This is a genomic window from Rhodococcus sp. NPDC127593 (assembly GCF_042671975.1).
GTDB lineage: Bacteria > Actinomycetota > Actinomycetes > Mycobacteriales > Mycobacteriaceae > Rhodococcus_F.
This window is the reverse complement of the sequence record NZ_JBHXWI010000013.1, coordinates 59841-77036: the sequence shown is the minus strand read 5'-3', so window position 1 is coordinate 77036 and position 17196 is coordinate 59841. Positions and strand designations below refer to the sequence as shown.

General features: G+C 69.1%; 16 protein-coding genes. 1 reads left to right on the top strand and 15 read right to left on the bottom strand.

Annotated features, from left to right (window positions below):
* The first annotated feature begins 109 nt into the window (after window positions 1-109).
* Window positions 110-316: a hypothetical protein gene (locus tag ACFVJ3_RS14415; RefSeq protein WP_073370512.1), complete on the top strand. Its 207-nt coding sequence runs from the start codon at window positions 110-112 to the stop codon at window positions 314-316.
* Between the two features lie 59 nt (window positions 317-375).
* Here ACFVJ3_RS14415 and ACFVJ3_RS14410 read toward each other — a convergent pair whose 3' ends face one another.
* From ACFVJ3_RS14410 to pyrR, 15 genes are all read right to left on the bottom strand, one after another.
* The gene (locus ACFVJ3_RS14410; RefSeq protein WP_378452659.1) at window positions 376-1353 is read right to left on the bottom strand and encodes an esterase/lipase family protein; all 978 of its coding nucleotides are present in this window, start codon (window positions 1351-1353) and stop codon (window positions 376-378) included.
* Window positions 1354-1451: 98 nt separating this feature from the next.
* Complete coding sequence (locus tag ACFVJ3_RS14405) at window positions 1452-2108, bottom strand: PadR family transcriptional regulator (RefSeq protein WP_378452758.1); 657 nt, start codon at window positions 2106-2108, stop codon at window positions 1452-1454.
* A gap of 86 nt (window positions 2109-2194) precedes the next feature.
* A complete protein-coding gene (locus ACFVJ3_RS14400; RefSeq protein WP_378452658.1) occupies window positions 2195-4213 on the bottom strand; it encodes a primosomal protein N' in 2019 nt (672 codons plus the stop codon).
* A 46-nt stretch (window positions 4214-4259) separates the two neighbouring features.
* Window positions 4260-5474, bottom strand: a complete 1215-nt coding sequence (gene metK / locus ACFVJ3_RS14395) for a methionine adenosyltransferase (protein ID WP_005241739.1) — start codon at window positions 5472-5474, stop codon at window positions 4260-4262.
* A 106-nt stretch (window positions 5475-5580) separates the two neighbouring features.
* Window positions 5581-6912 carry a bifunctional phosphopantothenoylcysteine decarboxylase/phosphopantothenate--cysteine ligase CoaBC gene (gene coaBC / locus ACFVJ3_RS14390; RefSeq protein WP_378452657.1) on the bottom strand — a complete coding sequence of 444 codons (1332 nt, stop codon included), beginning with the start codon at window positions 6910-6912 and terminating at the stop codon, window positions 5581-5583.
* 14 nt (window positions 6913-6926) lie between these two features.
* Complete coding sequence (rpoZ, locus tag ACFVJ3_RS14385; protein ID WP_005241734.1) at window positions 6927-7232, bottom strand: DNA-directed RNA polymerase subunit omega; 306 nt, start codon at window positions 7230-7232, stop codon at window positions 6927-6929.
* 41 nt (window positions 7233-7273) lie between these two features.
* Window positions 7274-7897 carry a guanylate kinase gene (gmk, locus tag ACFVJ3_RS14380; RefSeq protein ID WP_378452656.1) on the bottom strand — a complete coding sequence of 208 codons (624 nt, stop codon included), beginning with the start codon at window positions 7895-7897 and terminating at the stop codon, window positions 7274-7276.
* An 8-nt stretch (window positions 7898-7905) separates the two neighbouring features.
* Window positions 7906-8226, bottom strand: coding sequence for an integration host factor, actinobacterial type (gene mihF / locus ACFVJ3_RS14375; protein ID WP_005262298.1), 321 nt, complete (start codon window positions 8224-8226; stop codon window positions 7906-7908).
* A gap of 126 nt (window positions 8227-8352) precedes the next feature.
* Window positions 8353-9192, bottom strand: a complete 840-nt coding sequence (gene pyrF / locus ACFVJ3_RS14370; protein WP_378452655.1) for an orotidine-5'-phosphate decarboxylase — start codon at window positions 9190-9192, stop codon at window positions 8353-8355.
* Window positions 9189-12557, bottom strand: a complete 3369-nt coding sequence (gene carB, locus ACFVJ3_RS14365) for a carbamoyl-phosphate synthase large subunit (protein ID WP_378452654.1) — start codon at window positions 12555-12557, stop codon at window positions 9189-9191. The genes pyrF and carB overlap by 4 nt, the downstream gene beginning before the upstream one ends.
* The gene (gene carA / locus ACFVJ3_RS14360; protein WP_378452653.1) at window positions 12557-13717 is read right to left on the bottom strand and encodes a glutamine-hydrolyzing carbamoyl-phosphate synthase small subunit; all 1161 of its coding nucleotides are present in this window, start codon (window positions 13715-13717) and stop codon (window positions 12557-12559) included. Before carA ends, carB begins: the two co-directional genes overlap by 1 nt.
* Complete coding sequence (locus ACFVJ3_RS14355) at window positions 13714-14280, bottom strand: transporter (RefSeq protein WP_378452652.1); 567 nt, start codon at window positions 14278-14280, stop codon at window positions 13714-13716. The genes carA and ACFVJ3_RS14355 overlap by 4 nt, the downstream gene beginning before the upstream one ends.
* Window positions 14277-15620 carry a dihydroorotase gene (locus ACFVJ3_RS14350; protein ID WP_378452651.1) on the bottom strand — a complete coding sequence of 448 codons (1344 nt, stop codon included), beginning with the start codon at window positions 15618-15620 and terminating at the stop codon, window positions 14277-14279. Before ACFVJ3_RS14350 ends, ACFVJ3_RS14355 begins: the two co-directional genes overlap by 4 nt.
* Complete coding sequence (locus ACFVJ3_RS14345) at window positions 15617-16561, bottom strand: aspartate carbamoyltransferase catalytic subunit (RefSeq protein ID WP_378452650.1); 945 nt, start codon at window positions 16559-16561, stop codon at window positions 15617-15619. Before ACFVJ3_RS14345 ends, ACFVJ3_RS14350 begins: the two co-directional genes overlap by 4 nt.
* Window positions 16562-17191, bottom strand: a complete 630-nt coding sequence (gene pyrR / locus ACFVJ3_RS14340) for a bifunctional pyr operon transcriptional regulator/uracil phosphoribosyltransferase PyrR (protein WP_378452649.1) — start codon at window positions 17189-17191, stop codon at window positions 16562-16564.
* Window positions 17192-17196: the final 5 nt, after the last annotated feature.

The window sequence follows — 17196 nt, the reverse complement described above, 5'->3', positions numbered from 1 at the left end:
AATCGATTCCGCAGAACCGCACACAGCGACGGCGGACGGGTATTGACTGTTCTGAGGCCGGCGCGAACGGTCGGGCCGGTGTCCCGTTTTCGAACCTCTGGAGGTAACGATGGCAGGAATTGAGAGCAAGTTCGACAAGGCCTACGAGACGAAGCCCATCGAAGAACTGGCCAGTGCCCCCGTCGCCGCCCTGCAGGGCGTGAGCGATTCCGACGCCGAACACCTCGCGGCCGCGTTCAACATCAAGACCGTGAAGGACCTCGGCACCAACAAGTACTTCCTGTGGGCGCAGGCCGTCGCGAAACTGGCGGAGTAGCACACACACGCAGAAGCGGGGAGCCGTGCCTGCACGGCTCCCCGCTTTGTTGCGTGGGACTACCTATTGCTGTCGAGGATCACCTGGGGAATACCCGCGCCGACCGGGACGAACTCGCAGCGAGCCAGCGGAGTCGCGTCGGGGTCCAGCGCCGCACGGACGAGGTCGAGCGCGAACGGATCGTAGGGCGCCTGGAAATGTCCGGTGCCGTCCTGGGGGCATCGATCCTGGATCAGGATGTTGACCGCCCCGGCGCCGTGGAGCGCCATGTTCGTGTACGGCTGGATCATCTCGTCGTACCGAGACCCGATCGTCGTGTACGAGACGCCGGGTGCGGTGTCACCGCCCACGTTGAGGGCGTTCATGAACGGCGAGCCCTGCATCTGCTGGCTGACGGCGACCGACGTCACCGTGCGGGCGAAGTCCGGTCCGCCGGGAAGTGCCTGCACGATCGGAACGAGGCCGTACATCACTCCCCCGTAGCTGGGCGACGCCAGTCCGACCCAGTGGTCGACGAACGGGGCGCCGCCGAGCTTGTTGACGTAGTACCGCGTGACGTTCGCACCCTGCGAGTATCCGACCGTGTCGACCTTGGCGGCGCCGGTCGCGTCGCGGACCCGGTCGACGAACCGGCCGAACTCCTCCGCGCTCGCGACGATGTCCTCGGTGCCGTACGAATCGGCACCCGGCGCTCCGCCGTAGTTGAGCGCGAACACGCAGTAACCGTCCGCGGCGAGCATCGGCGACAGGGTGGCCCAGTCCGCGTAGGCGCTGGCGTCGGTGCCGTGCGCGAGCACCACCGGCTCGGGGTGGTCCGGGGCGGGTGTGCAGGAGAAGTCGTTCGACCCCGCGGGTGCGCTGTCCGGGTGCTCGTGCGCATACGCGGCGGCGGCACTACGGCCGGTCTGGGGAAGCCCGGCCGTGGCGGGCACGACGGGTTGGGGCGGTGAGGCGTCGTCCGCGTGGGCGGTGGACACTGCGCCGGACATCAGCAGGACGACACCCGCGACGACCGCACCGGCACCCCGAAATCTCATGATCTCTCCCGACTTCGCCGTGACATTTCTGAGAACTTTCCCAGAATGTGCACGCGCTGTCGCGTCGAGACGGCGGGCCCGCGGTGAGCCCTGGCGCCCTACGAGTCGGTGTCATCCTTGCCGGCTTCGCTCTGATCGTCTTCCGCGAGAAGGCGATACATCGCGCGCCGCGCCTCGGCGAGGATCTCGCCGGCACGCCGGACCTGTTCGTCGTCACCGACCGCGGCAACCTGCCCCGCGGCACCCATCAACAGCCCGATCAGACCCCGCAGGTCCTCGGCGGGCCGGCCGACGCTCTCCCGCACGTCGTCCCACGGGGTGCCGAGGTCGGTCTTGTTCGCTTCGACGAAGGCCTTGCCCTCGTCCGTCAGGCGCGCGGTCTTGCGGCCCGCCACCTTTTCGATGAGCACCAGACCCTCGTCCTCGAGCTGTGACAGCGCGGGGTAGATCGAACCGGGGCTGGGCTTCCACACCCCGTCGCTGCGTTCGACGATCTGTTGAATCAGCTCGTAGCCGTGCATCGGCTCCTCGGTGAGCAGCAGCAGGATCGCGGAGCGGACATCGCCGCGCCGTCCCCTGCCACCCCGTCCGCGTCCGCGCCCGAAGTGCATTCCCGGACCGAAGCCGGGATCACCCTCGGGGCCGAAGCGGCCTCGCCGGTGTCCGTGGCGGTGGGGCCCCTCGGGCCGTCCCGTCCGTTCGCGTGTGAATCGGTCCCGTCGGGAACCTCTGTGTTCGAAATGGAAGTCTTCCATCATCAGCCTCCTTCTGTATCGCTGATGCATCAACGATATATCGTCAATCGCGAGCCGGCAAGGTCGTATTTCGTGACGGTGGTCGATTACCCGATGCGTATGGGGTCGATCTGGATCCGGGCAGGTTGCGAGTCTTTACGCGCGCTGCGCACCGACTGCGCCTCTCCCAGCGCCTTGGCCAGCGGTTTTCCCTCGCCACGGGGCACCCGGATCAGCATGCGCTCCACGTCCGCCGGCTCCGGCGCGTCGCCGGAGAACGGCAGCCGCTCCCCCGCCGGCAACTCGACCGGGCCGAGCAACTCCGCGTTCACCGGCAATTCGGCGAGGTCGAGAAGGTCCGCAATCGCCTTCGCGCTGCCGTCGAGTGCCGCGAGATGGATCGCGGGCGGAAATCCGACCTCCGCGCGCTCCTCGTACTGTGCACGGGCGTGACCGACCGGATCCCAGCGGACCAGCGCCTGCACCGTCGGAATCCCCGAATCGGCGACCACGACCACCTGACCGCCCTCGGCGAACGGCCGCACGAGCGACGACGCCGTCATCCACCGCCGCAGCGTCTCCTCGGCGGCGCGCAGGTCGGGACGGCCCAGCAGCGCCCACCCGTCCAGCAGCAACGCCGCGCCGTAGCCGCCCGCCATCACCGGTTCGGCCCCGACCGTCGACACCACGAGGGTGGGCCCCTGCTCCACCTCGTCGACGACGTCCGTGCCGCCCGACATCCGGACGGCGACGCCGGGAAACGCGCGACCCAGTTCCTCGGCGGTCCGTCCGGCACCGACCACGACGGCCCGCAGCGCCTTCGCTCCGCACGCGTGGCAGCGGTGTGCGGCGTCGGCGACGCCGCACCACCGGCACGCCGGGGTCCCCGCCCCGTCCGGGCCGGCCGCGGAGGGCAGCGCGAGAGGTCCATTGCATCGTCGGCATCGCGCGGGCGCCCGGCACTTGCCGCACGCGAGGCTGGGCACGTAGCCACGCCGGGGCACCTGGACCAGCACTCCCCGGCCGGCGCCGAGCGCTTCCCGGGCAGCCGCGAACGCGATCGCGGGCAACCGGGCGGCGCGCGCGCCGGGATCGCGGGCCAGGGCGTGGTCACTGTCCGCGAGCGCGGTGATCTTCGGGGCGGCCGCCCGCACCGAGTCCCGGGAGGCCACAAGGTCGTGCGCCCACCCCGAGTCGACCAGGGCCTGGGCCTCCGCGGTGCGCGCGTGTCCGGCCAGCACCACCGCGCAGCCACTGGCGTACGCGCGGAGCAGCGCCACCTCGCGGGCGTGCGGATACGGTGCGCGCGGCTCGGAATGGTTGTCGTCCCCGTCGTCCCAGACCACGATCAGCCCGGTGCGCGGCGTCGGCGCGAACACCGAACTCCGGGTCCCGACGACGACCTTTGCCGTCCCGCGCAGCGCAGCCAGCCAACGCCGGTAACGCAGCGCCGGACCGAGGCCGGCGGCGAGTCCGACGACGGCATCCTTGCCCAGCAGCTTCTCCACTGCCGCGACCACGCGGTCGAGATCACGCTGATCGGGCACGACGACGACGGTGCTCGCCCCGGTGGCGGCGACGAGTCCCGACAGTTCCGCGAGACGCGCCGGCCAGTCCTCACCGGGGAGCGCCTGCCAGACCGCGCGCGGGGCCCGCTCCCCCGACAATGCGGTCAGGAATGCGCCGCCGTGGACGTACCGGTCCCACGCGTCGGTCTCGATCGCGGGGACCGGCACCGCGGGGGGTTCGGACGCGGCCTCGGACTCCGCCCGCGCGTGTCTCGGCGGGATCGCGAGCCGCAGGACGTCCGCGCGGGTTCCGGCGTATCGGCCGGCGACGAGGTCGACCACCCGGGTGATCTCCTCGGTCAGGACCCGCTCGGGCGAGATCACCCGTTCGAGCCAGCCGAAACGGCCCTGATGGTCGCTCGTCGCGTTCCGGGAGATGACGAACCCGTCGACGAGACGTCCGGCGAACCGGATGCGCACCCGGACCCCGGGCCGTGCCTGCGCGTCGAGGTCCTTCGGGACGAGATAGTCGAATTCGCGGTCGAGGTGGGCAAGCGGAAGCAGCGGCAGCACCCGGGCAACCGGATCAACTTCTGCCGCAACCTTTTCCGCGCTCACGCGGGGACTCCTACCGCAGCGGCGCCCGCCGCGCCGTGACTACCGATCAGAGGCCTGCGGCTGCCCGCAGCTTCTCCGCCCGGTCGATGCTCTCCCACGGGAGGTCGATGTCGGTGCGACCGAAGTGACCGTAGGCCGCGGTCTGCGCGTAGATCGGACGCAACAGGTCGAGGTCGCGGATGATGGCGCCGGGCCGCAGGTCGAACGTCTCGGTGATGGCCTGCTGGATCCGCGCCGGATCCGTCTTCTCGGTACCGAACGTCTCGACGAACAGACCCACCGGCGCCGCCTTGCCGATCGCGTACGCCACCTGGACCTCGATCCGGTCCGCGAGGCCTGCCGCGACCGCATTCTTGGCCACCCAGCGCATGGCGTAGGCCGCCGACCGGTCGACCTTCGAGGGGTCCTTGCCGGAGAACGCGCCGCCGCCGTGGCGGGCCATGCCGCCGTAGGTGTCGACGATGATCTTGCGACCCGTCAGGCCGGCGTCACCCATCGGGCCGCCGAGCACGAACTTGCCGGTCGGGTTGACGAGCAGGCGGATGTCCGAGACGTCGAGTTCGGGCATGTCGATTTCGGCGAGAACCGAACCGAGAACCTTCTCCCGCAGATCCGGGGTGAGCAGGTTGTCGAGGTCGATGTCGGCGGCGTGCTGCGTCGAGATGACCACGGTGTCGAGGCGAACCGCCTTGTCGCCGTCGTATTCGATGGTGACCTGAGTCTTGCCGTCCGGGCGCAGGTACGGCAGGACACCGGACTTGCGGACCTCGGTGAGACGACGCGACAGGCGGTGCGCCAGCGCGATCGGCAGGGGCATCAGTTCCGGGGTGTCGGTGGTGGCGAACCCGAACATCAGTCCCTGGTCGCCTGCGCCCTGGCGGTCGATCTCGTCGTCGCTCAGTTCGCCGGTGCGGACCTCGTGCGAGTGGTCGACGCCCTGGGCGATCTCCGGGGACTGTGCGCCGATCGCGACGTTCACGCCGCAGGAGTTGCCGTCGAAGCCCTTGGCCGAGGAGTCGTACCCGATCTCGAGCACGGTGTCGCGCACGATCTTGGGGATGTCGGCGTAGGCGGTGGTCGTGACCTCACCGGCGACGTGGACCTGTCCGGTGGTCACCAGTGTCTCGACGGCGACGCGGGCGCGCGGGTCGTCGGTGAGGAGCGCGTCGAGGATGGAGTCGCTGATCGCATCACAAATCTTGTCCGGGTGCCCCTCGGTCACAGACTCACTGGTGAATAGCCGACTACCGGACTGGCTCACAGAATTCCCTCTCGACAGTTGTCCTGAACAGCACTTGAAAACAGCTTAGCTGCGTAATACCGCGAACGACCCTAGCGCCACCCCGGCGGGGGTGACACCCTTCGAATCACCGAAATTCTGCCGGATGTTCCGTCAGAGTGTCCGGCAGCAGCTGGTCGACGGCGTCGAGCACCCGGCTCGCCATCAACGCCTTCGATCCGTGCTCGAGCGCGGACTCGGAACCGTCGGCTCCGAGCAGCCACCCGTCGTTGTGGTCGACCTCGAACGCCTTGCCCTCGCCGACCGCGTTGACGACGAGGAGGTCGCACCCCTTACGCGCGAGCTTGGCCCGCGCGTACGTGAGGACGTCGCCGTCGGCGTCGCCCGTCTCGGCCGCGAATCCGACGATCACGGTCTTCGACGGGATCTCGCCGTCCCGCCGGGACTGGACCAGGCCGGCGAGGATGTCCTCGTTCTTGGTGAGTGCGATCGAGTCGGGCTCGCCCGCGCCCTTCTTGATCTTGCTCGCCACCGTCGTCGACGGCCGGAAGTCGGCCACCGCCGCGGCCATGATCACGGCGTCGAATCCGGGCGCGTGCTTGGCGACCGCGACCCGCATGTCTTCCGCCGTGCGGACGTGCACCACGTCGACGGCGGCCGGGTCGGCGAGGCCGGCGGTGTAGCCGGAGACGAGGGTGACCTCGGCCCCGCGCTGCACGGCGAGCCTCGCGATGGCATATCCCTGCTTGCCCGAACTACGATTACCGAGGAACCGCACCGGATCGAGCGGTTCACGGGTGCCGCCCGCGGACACGAGGACCCGCCGGCCCTCGAGATCACGCGGCAGCGCATCGGGACGCTCGACCAGCAACGACGCCAATCCGACGATCTCGTCGGGTTCCGGCAGCCGGCCGGCGCCGGTGTCCTTGCCGGTCAGGCGGCCGGATGCGGGTTCGATGACGGTCACGCCGCGTGCGCGCAGCGTGGCGACGTTCGCGACGGTGGCCGGGTGCTCCCACATCTCCGTGTGCATCGCGGGAGCGAACACCACGGGACATCGCGCGGTGAGCAGCGTCGCGGTGAGGAGGTCGTCCGCACGTCCCGCCACGGCCCGCGCCATGAGGTCGGCGGTGGCGGGCGCGATGACGACGAGATCCGCTTCCTGTCCGAGACGAACATGCGGAACCTGCGGAACGTCGGTGAACACACCCGTGTGCACGGGGTTGCCCGACAGCGCCTCGAACGTCGCCTTGCCGACGAACTCGAGCGCGGACTCCGTCGGGATGACCCGCACGTGATGCCCGGCCTCCGTGAAGGCCCGGATGACGGCACAGCTCTTGTACGCTGCGATGCCGCCGCCGACACCGACGACGATCCGCTTGCGGCCCGCCCCCGAGGGAACCGGTTCCGGTGAATCCGTCACGTGCCCGGAGCCCGGGCCCGCTGCCTGTTCAGGCACGGCAGATCCTCCGCTCACTCGCCTTCGGTGTGCTCGAGAAGATCGGAGTGGATCTCACGCAGCGCGATCGACAGCGGCTTCTCCTGCAGGCCCGGCTCCACGAGGGGGCCGACGTACTCGAGGATGCCGTCACCGAGCTGGTTGTAGTAATCGTTGATCTGACGCGCACGCTTGGCCGCGTAGATCACCAGCGCGTACTTCGACGACGTGCGGGCGAGAAGCTCGTCGATCGGAGGATTGGTGATGCCGAGCGGGGTGTCGTAGGCCGGCAGGGCGCCGTGGCTGGGAGTTGCGGACGCTACTGCGGGGGTGCTGCTCACTCGGTATCTCCTGAAATAGTTCTGGCTAGTTGATGTGAGATCTAGTGGGTCGACTCGGACTGTTCCGGTCGTCCAACCAACAAGGATACCAACTCGTCGCACGATCGGCTGACATCCTCGTTCACGATGACCTCGTCGAACTCGTGCTGCGCCTCCAGCTCGACTCTCGCGGTCGCGAGACGCCGCTCCACGACCTCGGCGGATTCGGTGCCCCGGCCGGTCAACCTCTCGACCAGCACGTCCCAGCTCGGGGGCGCCATGAAGACGAGCAGAGCCTCCGGCATCGCGGCGCGGACGGCCCGCGCACCGGCGAGATCGACCTCGACCAGCACCGGTTTGCCCTGCTCGATCGCCCGGCGGACGGGTGCGGCCGGGGTTCCCGACAGCTGCAGCCCGCCGTGGATCTCGGCCCATTCGAGCAGCTCACCGGATTCGATCATCCGCTGGAACTCGTCGCGGGAGGTGAACCGGTAGTCCTTGCCGTCCACCTCGCCCGGGCGTGGGTCGCGCGTCGTCGCGGACACGCTGAAGACGAGCTCCGGCATCCGGTCACGCAGGAGTCGCACCACGCTGGACTTACCGACGGCCGAGGGGCCGGCCAGTACAACCAGCCGACCCCTCCGCACTGCGGTCTTGCTCTCTGACACTTGTGCGTCAGCTACCACTGTCGTGCTCAGGCCTCGAAGTCGAACCTGGCGAGCAGGGCCTTCCGCTGCCGATCGCCGAGGCCACGGAGGCGACGGGTCGGAGCGATCTCCAGCTCGGTCATGATCTCCTGCGCCTTGACCTTGCCCACCTTGGGCAGCGCCTCGAGCAGTGCCGACACCTTCATCTTGCCCAGGATCTCGTCGTCCTCGGCGTCCTTGAGAACCTGCTTGAGGTCGGTGCCACCACGCTTCAGGCGCTCCTTGAGCTCAGCCCTGGCCTTGCGGGCAGCAGCTGCCTTCTCCAAAGCAGCAGCGCGCTGCTCATCAGTCAACTGGGGAAGGGCCACGGTTCCTCCGTCTCGTCGTTGGCAAATAGTCCAAACCACTGGATAACCAGCAGCGATAGCGACCGTACTCACGCCCGGCGCCGATTGCGAACCCACCCCCTGAGGTCAGAGCCGGATTCGGGTGGGCTATGAGAGTGCGGACTCGATCTCGTCACGGACCTTCACGGCCGCCTCACGCAGTGCCGTCACCGACGGTCCGGCACGAAGAACACCACGAGAACTGTTCGGCAACAACAGTTTTCGAGAATCGGGAAAAATGTCGGCGAGATCACCAGGAGTCGCGCCCTGGGCGCCGAGACCGGGCGCGAGAATCGGTCCGGAAAAATTCGACAAATCCAGACCGTGTCCGCGTGTCGCACCCACCACGAGACCCACGAGACCGGGTTGCGCGTCGTTGTGCCGGACCGCCGCGTCCACCAGGGACTGGGCCACGGACGCTCCCCCGGCGGTCTGCGCCGCCTGCAGTTCGCCGCCCTCCGGGTTGGACGTCCGGGCCAGCACGAAGAGCCCACGGCCCTGCTCCGCCGCCAGCGACAGCGCCGGGTCGAGCGCACCGAACCCCAGATACGGCGACACGGTCACGGCATCGGACGACAGAGCCGACTCCGCACCCAGCCAGGACTGCGCGTACGCCGCCATCGTCGACCCGATGTCCCCGCGCTTGGCATCGGCGACGACGAGCGTCCCTGCCTCTCTGAGGACCGAAATGGTGCGTTCGAGTACCGCGTACCCGGCGGAGCCGTACGCTTCGAAGAACGCCACCTGAGGCTTCACGACGGCCACCTCACCGACGAAGGCCTCCACGCAGATCTCTGCGAACGTCTCCAGCCCCTCGGCGGAGACGGGCAGCCCCCACGCCTCGAGCAGTCCCGGATGCGGATCGATCCCGACGCACAACCGCCCCCGGTGCTCGACCGCCGACGTCAGCCGATGCACCCAGGAGTGGTGGTGATGGTGTCCGCTCACGACAAGACGGACCCGGTCGCGGGAGCCACGACCACGGCGGGCGACCGCAGCCGCGCGTGCAGCGCCTGGAGCGATTGGACACCGATGTCACCGCGGATCGCGGCCTCGATGCCCTGCACCGCGGCGGACGCGCCCTGCACGGTGGTGACGCACGGGATGTTCATGGCGACGGCCGCGCTGCGGATCTCGTAGCCGTCGACGCGCGGTCCGGAGTTGCCGTACGGCGTGTTGATCACCATGTCGACCTCGCCGTCGCGGATCGTCTCGACGATGGTCCGCTCACCCGCCTCCAGCGTTTCGCCGGAGTGCTTGTGCACGTCCTGGCAGGTGATCCCGTTCCGGCGGAGAACCGCCGCGGTGCCCTCGGTGGCCAGGATCCGGAAGCCCAGGTCCGCGAGCCGCTTGACCGGGAAGATCAGCGACCGCTTGTCCTTGTTGGCGACGGAGACGAACACCGAGCCCGAGGTGGGCAGCGAGCCATATGCGGCCGTCTGGCTCTTCGCGAACGCGGTGCCGAAGTCGGCGTCGATGCCCATGACTTCGCCGGTCGACTTCATCTCCGGGCTCAGGAGGGTGTCGACGCCGGTGCCGTCGGCGCGCCGGAACCGGTTGAACGGCAGCACGGCCTCCTTGACGGCGACGGGCGCGTTCGCCGGGGTCGAGCCGCCGTCGCCGGTGGCCGGGAGCACACCGCTCGCGCGCAGATCGGCGATGGACTCGCCCAGCATGACGCGGGCGCACGCCTTGGCGAGCTGCACCGCGGTGGCCTTCGACACGAACGGCACGGTGCGGCTGGCGCGGGGGTTCGCCTCGAGGACGTACAGGATGTCGTCCTTCAGGGCGTACTGGACGTTGAGCAGGCCCTTGACGCCGATGCCCTTGGCGAGCGCCTCCGTGGAACGGCGGACGTTCTCGAGGTCGGCGCGGCCGAGGGTGATCGGCGGCAGCGCACAGGCCGAGTCGCCCGAGTGGATACCGGCCTCCTCGATGTGCTCCATCACGCCGCCGAGGTACACCTCGGTGCCGTCGCAGAGCGCGTCGACGTCGATCTCGATGGCGTCTTCCAGAAACCGGTCGACCAGGACGGGCCGGTCGTCGGAGATCTCGGTGGCGCGGGAGATGTAGCTCTCCAGCGACGCCTCGTCGTAGACGATCTCCATGCCGCGGCCACCGAGGACGTACGACGGCCGCACCAGCACCGGGTACCCGATGCCGGCCGCGATCTCGCGGGCGCCGGCGAACGTGGTGGCGGTGCCGAACTTGGGTGCGGGCAGGCCGGCCTCGACCAGCACCCTCCCGAACTCGCCGCGATCCTCCGCGAGGTCGATCGCCTCCGGGCTGGTGCCGACGATCGGCACGCCGGCGGCCTTCAGCCGCTTCGCCAGACCCAGCGGGGTCTGACCGCCGAGCTGCACGATCACCCCGGCGACGGTGCCCGACATCGACTCCGCCCGGTACACCTCGAGGACGTCCTCGAACGTGAGCGGCTCGAAGTACAGGCGGTCGGCGGTGTCGTAGTCGGTGGAGACGGTCTCCGGGTTGCAGTTGACCATTACCGTCTCGTACCCGGCCTCCGACAGCGTCAGTGCGGCGTGGACGCAGGAGTAGTCGAACTCGATGCCCTGACCGATGCGGTTCGGTCCGGAACCGAGGATCAGGACCTTCGGACGCTCGGTCTGCGGGGCCACCTCGGACTCGGCCGCCGGATCGAGTTCGTACGTGGAGTAGTGGTACGGCGTCTTCGCCTCGAACTCGGCGGCGCAGGTGTCGACCGTCTTGTACACGGGGTGGACGTTCCACTGCTCACGCAGCGCCCGGACCGCGTCCTCGCCGCCGATCTCGGGCCGCAGGGCCGCGATCTGCCGATCCGACAGGCCGTGGTGCTTGGCGCGGCGCAGTACCCGCTCGGTCACCTCGGGCGCCTCGCGCAGTGCGTCGCCGAGCTCGTGGATCTGCAGGATCTGGTCGAGGAACCACGGGTCGATCTTCGTGGCGTCGAACAGCTGCTCGACGGTGGCGCCGAGTGCGAACGCCTTCTCGAGGCCGTAGACGCGTCCGTCGCGGGGGATGCTCAGTTCCGCCAGGAGGCTGTCCAGGTCGGTGGCCTCCACCTCGGGGCCCGTCCAGTATCCGGCCCGCTTGGTCTCGAGCGAGCGCAGCACCTTGCCGAACGCCTCGGTGAAGTTGCGGCCGATCGACATGGCCTCACCAACCGACTTCATCGTAGTGGTGAGGGTGTCGTCGGCGCCGGGGAACTTCTCGAACGCGAACCTGGGCGCCTTGACGACGACGTAGTCGAGGGTTGGCTCGAAGCACGCCGGGGTTTCCTTGGTGATGTCGTTGACGATCTCGTCCAGGGTGTAGCCGATGGCGAGCTTCGCGGCGATCTTCGCGATCGGGAAACCGGTCGCCTTGGACGCGAGCGCACTGGACCGCGACACGCGCGGGTTCATCTCGATGACGACGAGGCGCCCGTCGGCGGGATCCATGGCGAACTGGATGTTGCAGCCGCCGGTGTCGACGCCGACCTCGCGGAGGATGTCGATCGAGAGGTCGCGCATCGCCTGGTACTCACGGTCCGTGAGCGTCATCGCGGGGGCGACGGTGATCGAGTCACCGGTGTGCACGCCGACCGGGTCGACGTTCTCGATCGAACACACGATCACGACGTTGTCGCGGCCGTCGCGCATCAGCTCGAGTTCGTATTCCTTCCACCCGAGGATCGACTCCTCGATCAGCACGTTGGCGGTGGGCGACGCGGTGAGACCGCCGCCGGCGATCCGCGTCAGGTCCTCGTCGTCGTAGGCCATGCCGGAGCCGAGTCCGCCCATCGTGAACGACGGCCGCACGACGACGGGGAAGCCCAGTTCGGCGACCGTGTCGCGGACCTCGTCCATCGTGTAGCAGACGCGGGAGCGCGCGGACTCGCCGCCGACCTTGGCGACGATGTCCTTGAACTTCTGCCGGTCCTCGCCGCGCTGGATGGCGTCGAAGTCGGCGCCGATCAGCTCGACGTCGTGCTTCTCGAGGATGCCCTGCTCGTGCAGCGCCACCGCGGTGTTCAGGGCCGTCTGGCCGCCGAGCGTCGCGAGGACGGCGTCGATCGGGTGGCCCTTCTCGGCCTCGAGGGCGATGACCTTCTCGACGAACTCGGCGGTGATCGGCTCCACGTAGGTGGCGTCCGCGAACTCGGGGTCGGTCATGATCGTGGCCGGGTTGGAGTTGACGAGGCTGACCCGCAGGCCCTCTTCGCGCAGCACCCGGCAGGCCTGGGTTCCGGAGTAGTCGAACTCGCAGGCCTGGCCGATGACGATCGGGCCGGAGCCGATCACCAGGATGTGGGAGAGATCTGTACGGCGTGGCATTAGTTCTTGACTCCCTCGAGCAGGCTGGTGAAGCGGTCGAACAGGTACGCGGCGTCGTGCGGGCCCGCCGCGGCCTCGGGGTGGTACTGCACCGAGAAGGCGGAACCGTCGAGCAGGCGGACCCCCTCTACGGCACCGTCGTTGGCGCAGGTGTGGCTGATCACGGCCTTGCCGAACGGGGTGTCGAACTCCTGCCCGGCCTCGCCCTCGAGCGCGAACCCGTGGTTCTGCGCGGTGATCGCGATGCGTCCCGTCTCGTGTTCGACGACCGGGATGTTGATCCCCCGGTGACCGAACTTCATCTTGTAGGTGCCGAGACCGAGAGCCCGCCCGAGGATCTGGTTGCCGAAGCAGATGCCGAACAGGGGCAGCCCCTGCCCGATGACCTCCTTCGTGAGGTGCACGGCGCCGTCGGCGGTCGCCGGGTCGCCGGGACCGTTGGAGAGGAAGACGCCGTCTGCCTTCAGGTCGAGGATCTGCTCGAGCGTCGCATTGGACGGGAGCACGTGCACCCGGATGCCGCGCTCGGCGAACATGCGCGGGGTGTTGGTCTTGATGCCGAGGTCGATCGCCGCGACGGTGAATCGCGCTTCTCCCCCGGTCGGCTCGACGACGTAACCGCTGGTGGTGCTGACCTCGCCGGCGAGGTCCGCGCCGAGCATCGACGGCTGGCTCTTCACGCGGTCGAGCAGCACGTCGGTGTCGGCCAGTGCGTCGCCGGAGAACACCCCGGAGCGCATCGAGCCGCGGGTGCGCAGGTGGCGGACCAGTGCCCGGGTGTCGATGCCGGCGATCCCGACGACTCCCTGCTTCACGAGCTCGTCCTGCAGGGAGCCGGTGGCGCGCCAGCTGGAGGTGCGGCGGGCGGGGTCGCGGACGACGTACCCGGCAACCCAGATCTTCGCCTCGGCGCTGCTGCCGGTGGGACCGACGGACTCGTCGTCCTCGTCGTTCCATCCGGTGTTGCCGATCTGCGGCGCGGTGGCCACGACGATCTGGCGGTGGTAGCTGGGGTCGGTGAGGGTCTCCTGGTAGCCGGTCATGCCGGTGCTGAAGACGGCCTCACCGAGTGTCTGGCCGACGGCACCGAACGTGGTGCCCCGGAATACCCGTCCGTCCTCGAGGACCAGTACTGCAGAGTCGGTGTCGTAGCCGCTCATGCGTTCTCTCCGTTCTGCTCGACCTCACCAGAGCTCGCCGCATTCGCTGAATCTTCACTGTCTGTCTTGCCGTCCGGCTCCCCTGCGCTGACCCAGGCGGGGTACACGGACTTGTCGTCGCTGCGGAATCCGGTGTCGATCTCGGTGCCGGTCGGCAGTTCCCACCGGATCACGAGGACGCCGTCCTTGCTCATGACCTTGCCTGCGAGACCGCGCTCGGTGCGCACGGCACGGACCGCGTCCTGCGGAATCCAGATCGCCGACGCCCCGTCACGTTCGAGCAGGACCCCGGCTGCGTAGCGGGAGATCTCCCCCGTCGCCCGGAAACCGAGGTCGCCGACCGCGATCCGGTCCTGCCAGCTCGGGGCCAGGGTGCTGCCCACGTACAGTCCGGTGGCCGGGGCGATCGTCTGCTCGCCGAGGTGCGCGGGCACGGCGGGAAGTTGCCCGACCCGGTCGGCCTGCCGGCGGGCACGACCGCGCCACCCGATGTACATGAGGACGATGGCCAGCGCCCAGAACGCGACGAGGCCGACTATCCACAGAATTCTCTCCACCGTCATCCCCTCCCGTTCCGCACCGGGACGCGGGCCTGGCCGTCGCTCGCGGTGATCCGGCCACGCAGGATCGTCGTGGTCACCCGCGCAGGCAGAGTCATCGACTCGTACGGCGTGTTGTGGGCGACGCTGGCGAGATCGGGGCCGTGGACCGTCCATTCGGCGTCCGGGTCGATCAGCACGAGGTTGGCGGGCTCGCCGACCTCGATCGGGCGACCCTGGTCGTCGAGTCCGACGATCTCGGCGGGCCGCTCGCTCATTACCCGGGCCACGCCGCGCCAGTCGAGCAGGCCGGTGCGGACCATCGTCTGCGCGACGATCGACAGTGCGGTCTCCAGACCCAGCATTCCGGGTCGGGCGGCCGCGAACTCGCAGCACTTGTCCTGCTCGGCGTGCGGTGCGTGATCGGTCGCGACGCAGTCGATGATCCCTTCGGCCAGTCCGGCCCGGAGCGCGGCGACGTCGCTCGCCTCCCGCAGGGGCGGATTCACCTTGTTGACGGCGTCGTACGTCTCGAGCCGGGAGTCGTCGAGCAGCAGGTGGTGCGGGGTGACCTCGGCGGTGATCGAAATGCCTTGGCCGCGTGCCCACTTCATCAGTTCGACGGTGCCCGCGGTGGAGGCGTGGCAGATGTGCACCCGCGCCCCGGCGTCGCGGGCGAGCAGCGCGTCGCGGGCGACGATCGACTCCTCGGCGGCGCGCGGCCAGCCCGCGAGCCCGAGCCGGGCGGCGGTGGGGCCCTCGTGTGCGACGGCGCCGACGGTCAGCCGCGGCTCCTCCGCGTGCTGCGCGATGAGCACCCCGAGCGAACTCGAGTACTCGAGCGCCCGGCGCATGATCAGCGGGTCGTAGACGCAGTGGCCGTCGTCCGAGAACATGCGCACCCGGCCGACCCCCGACGCCATCGTGGCCATCTCGGCGAGCTGCTTACCCTCGAGCCCGACGGTGACGGCGCCGACGGGGTGTACGTCGACGAGCCCGACTTCCTGGCCGCGGCGCCACACGTGGTCGGTGACGACCACCGAATCGGCGACCGGGCTGGTGTTGGCCATCGCGAACACCGCGGTGTACCCGCCGAGCGCGGCAGCGGCCGAACCGGAATCGATGGTCTCGGTGTCCTCACGGCCGGGTTCACGCAGGTGGGTGTGCAGGTCGACGAAACCGGGGAGCAGGATCTGCCCCGCCGCGTCGATCACCTCGACGTCCGGCCCGCCGTCCTTGCCCGCGCCCGCACCGATCGCGACGATGACACCGTCACCGAGCAGAACGTCGGTGGGCTCACCCTCGCCGTACAGCAACACGTTCTTGATGAGCACTGTCTCTCCTGTCACTGCACTGTCACTCATCCCGCAACTTCCTCCGCTCCGACCAGCAGCCGGAACAGCACCGCCATCCGCATGTGCACACCGTTGGTCACCTGCTGCAGCACAGCGGTTCTCGTCGAGTCGGCCACCGCCGACGCGATCTCCATGCCGCGCAGCATCGGACCGGGGTGCAGCACCACCGCGTGGTCGGGAAGCAGCGCGAGCCGCTTCTCCGACAGGCCGTAATTGATCGAGTACTCCCGTTGGGACGGGAAGAATCCGCCGTTCATCCGTTCCGCCTGCACACGCAGCATGAGGACGGCGTCGAGGCCGGGAAGCTCCGCGTCCAGCGAATGCGCCACCGACACCGGCCAGGTCGACACACCCACGGGGAGCAACGTGGGCGGCGCGACGAGGACCACCTCGGCGCCGAGCATCGACAGCAACAGTGCGTTCGACCGCGCGACCCGGCTGTGCAGGATGTCGCCGACGATGGCGATGCGCTTGCCCTCGATGTCGCCGAGACGCTGACGCAGCGTGAGCGCGTCGAGCAGCGCCTGGGTGGGATGTTCATGGGTACCGTCACCGGCGTTGATGACCGCAGGTCCGCCGTCGTCCTGATGGCTGGTCCAGTTCGCGATCTGGTGGGCCGCACCCGATGCTGGGTGGCGCACGATCAGGGCGTCGGCGCCGGCGGCGCGCAGCGTCATCGCCGTGTCCCGGAGGGACTCGCCCTTGGACACCGACGAACTCGAGGCGCTGACGTTGATGACGTCCGCGCTCATCCACTTCCCGGCGACCTCGAACGACACGCGGGTCCGGGTCGAGTTCTCGAAGAACACGGTCATGACCGTCCGGCCGCGCAGCGTCGGGAGCTTCCGCACCTCACGTCCGAGGAGGGCTTGTTCGAAGCGTTCGGCCTCGTCGAGGAGTTCGACAGCCGATTCCCGTGTCAGGTCCGCGATCGACAACAGGTGCTTCACTTAGCTCTTCCCCCCGGAGATCATGACCGCGTCACGGCCGTCGTGTTCGCTCAGGAGCACCTTGACGTCCTCGGTGCGGGCGGTGGGCACGTTCTTGCCCACGTAGTCGGCGCGCAGCGGCAGTTCGCGATGGCCGCGGTCGACGAGGACGGCCAGCTGAACGGCCCGCGGCCGCCCGAGGTCGCGGAGGGCGTCGAGTGCCGAGCGAACGGTGCGGCCGGAGAACAGCACGTCGTCGACGAGCACCACCAGAGTGTTGTCGACACCGCCCTCGGGCACCGACGTGCGTTCGAGGGGACGGTGCGGTTTGGTGCGCAGGTCGTCGCGGTACAGGGTGATGTCGAGGGAGCCGACCGACGGGCGCACCCCGGAGAATTCTTCGATCTTCCCGGCGAGGCGCGCTGCGAGCGTCGTGCCCCGGGTGGGGATGCCGATCAGGACGACACGCGGCGCTTGACCGTCGGCGGCGTCCAGCGCGGTCTTCTCGATGATCTGGTGCGCGATTCGCGCAATGGTCCGTCCCACATCGGCTGCGGACAGCAGCTCGCGTGCGGATTCGACGGACGGGGACGACTCTGGTGTTGAATCTGCCGGTTCCCCGGCAGGGCGAGACCCTTCGGGCACGCGCATACAAC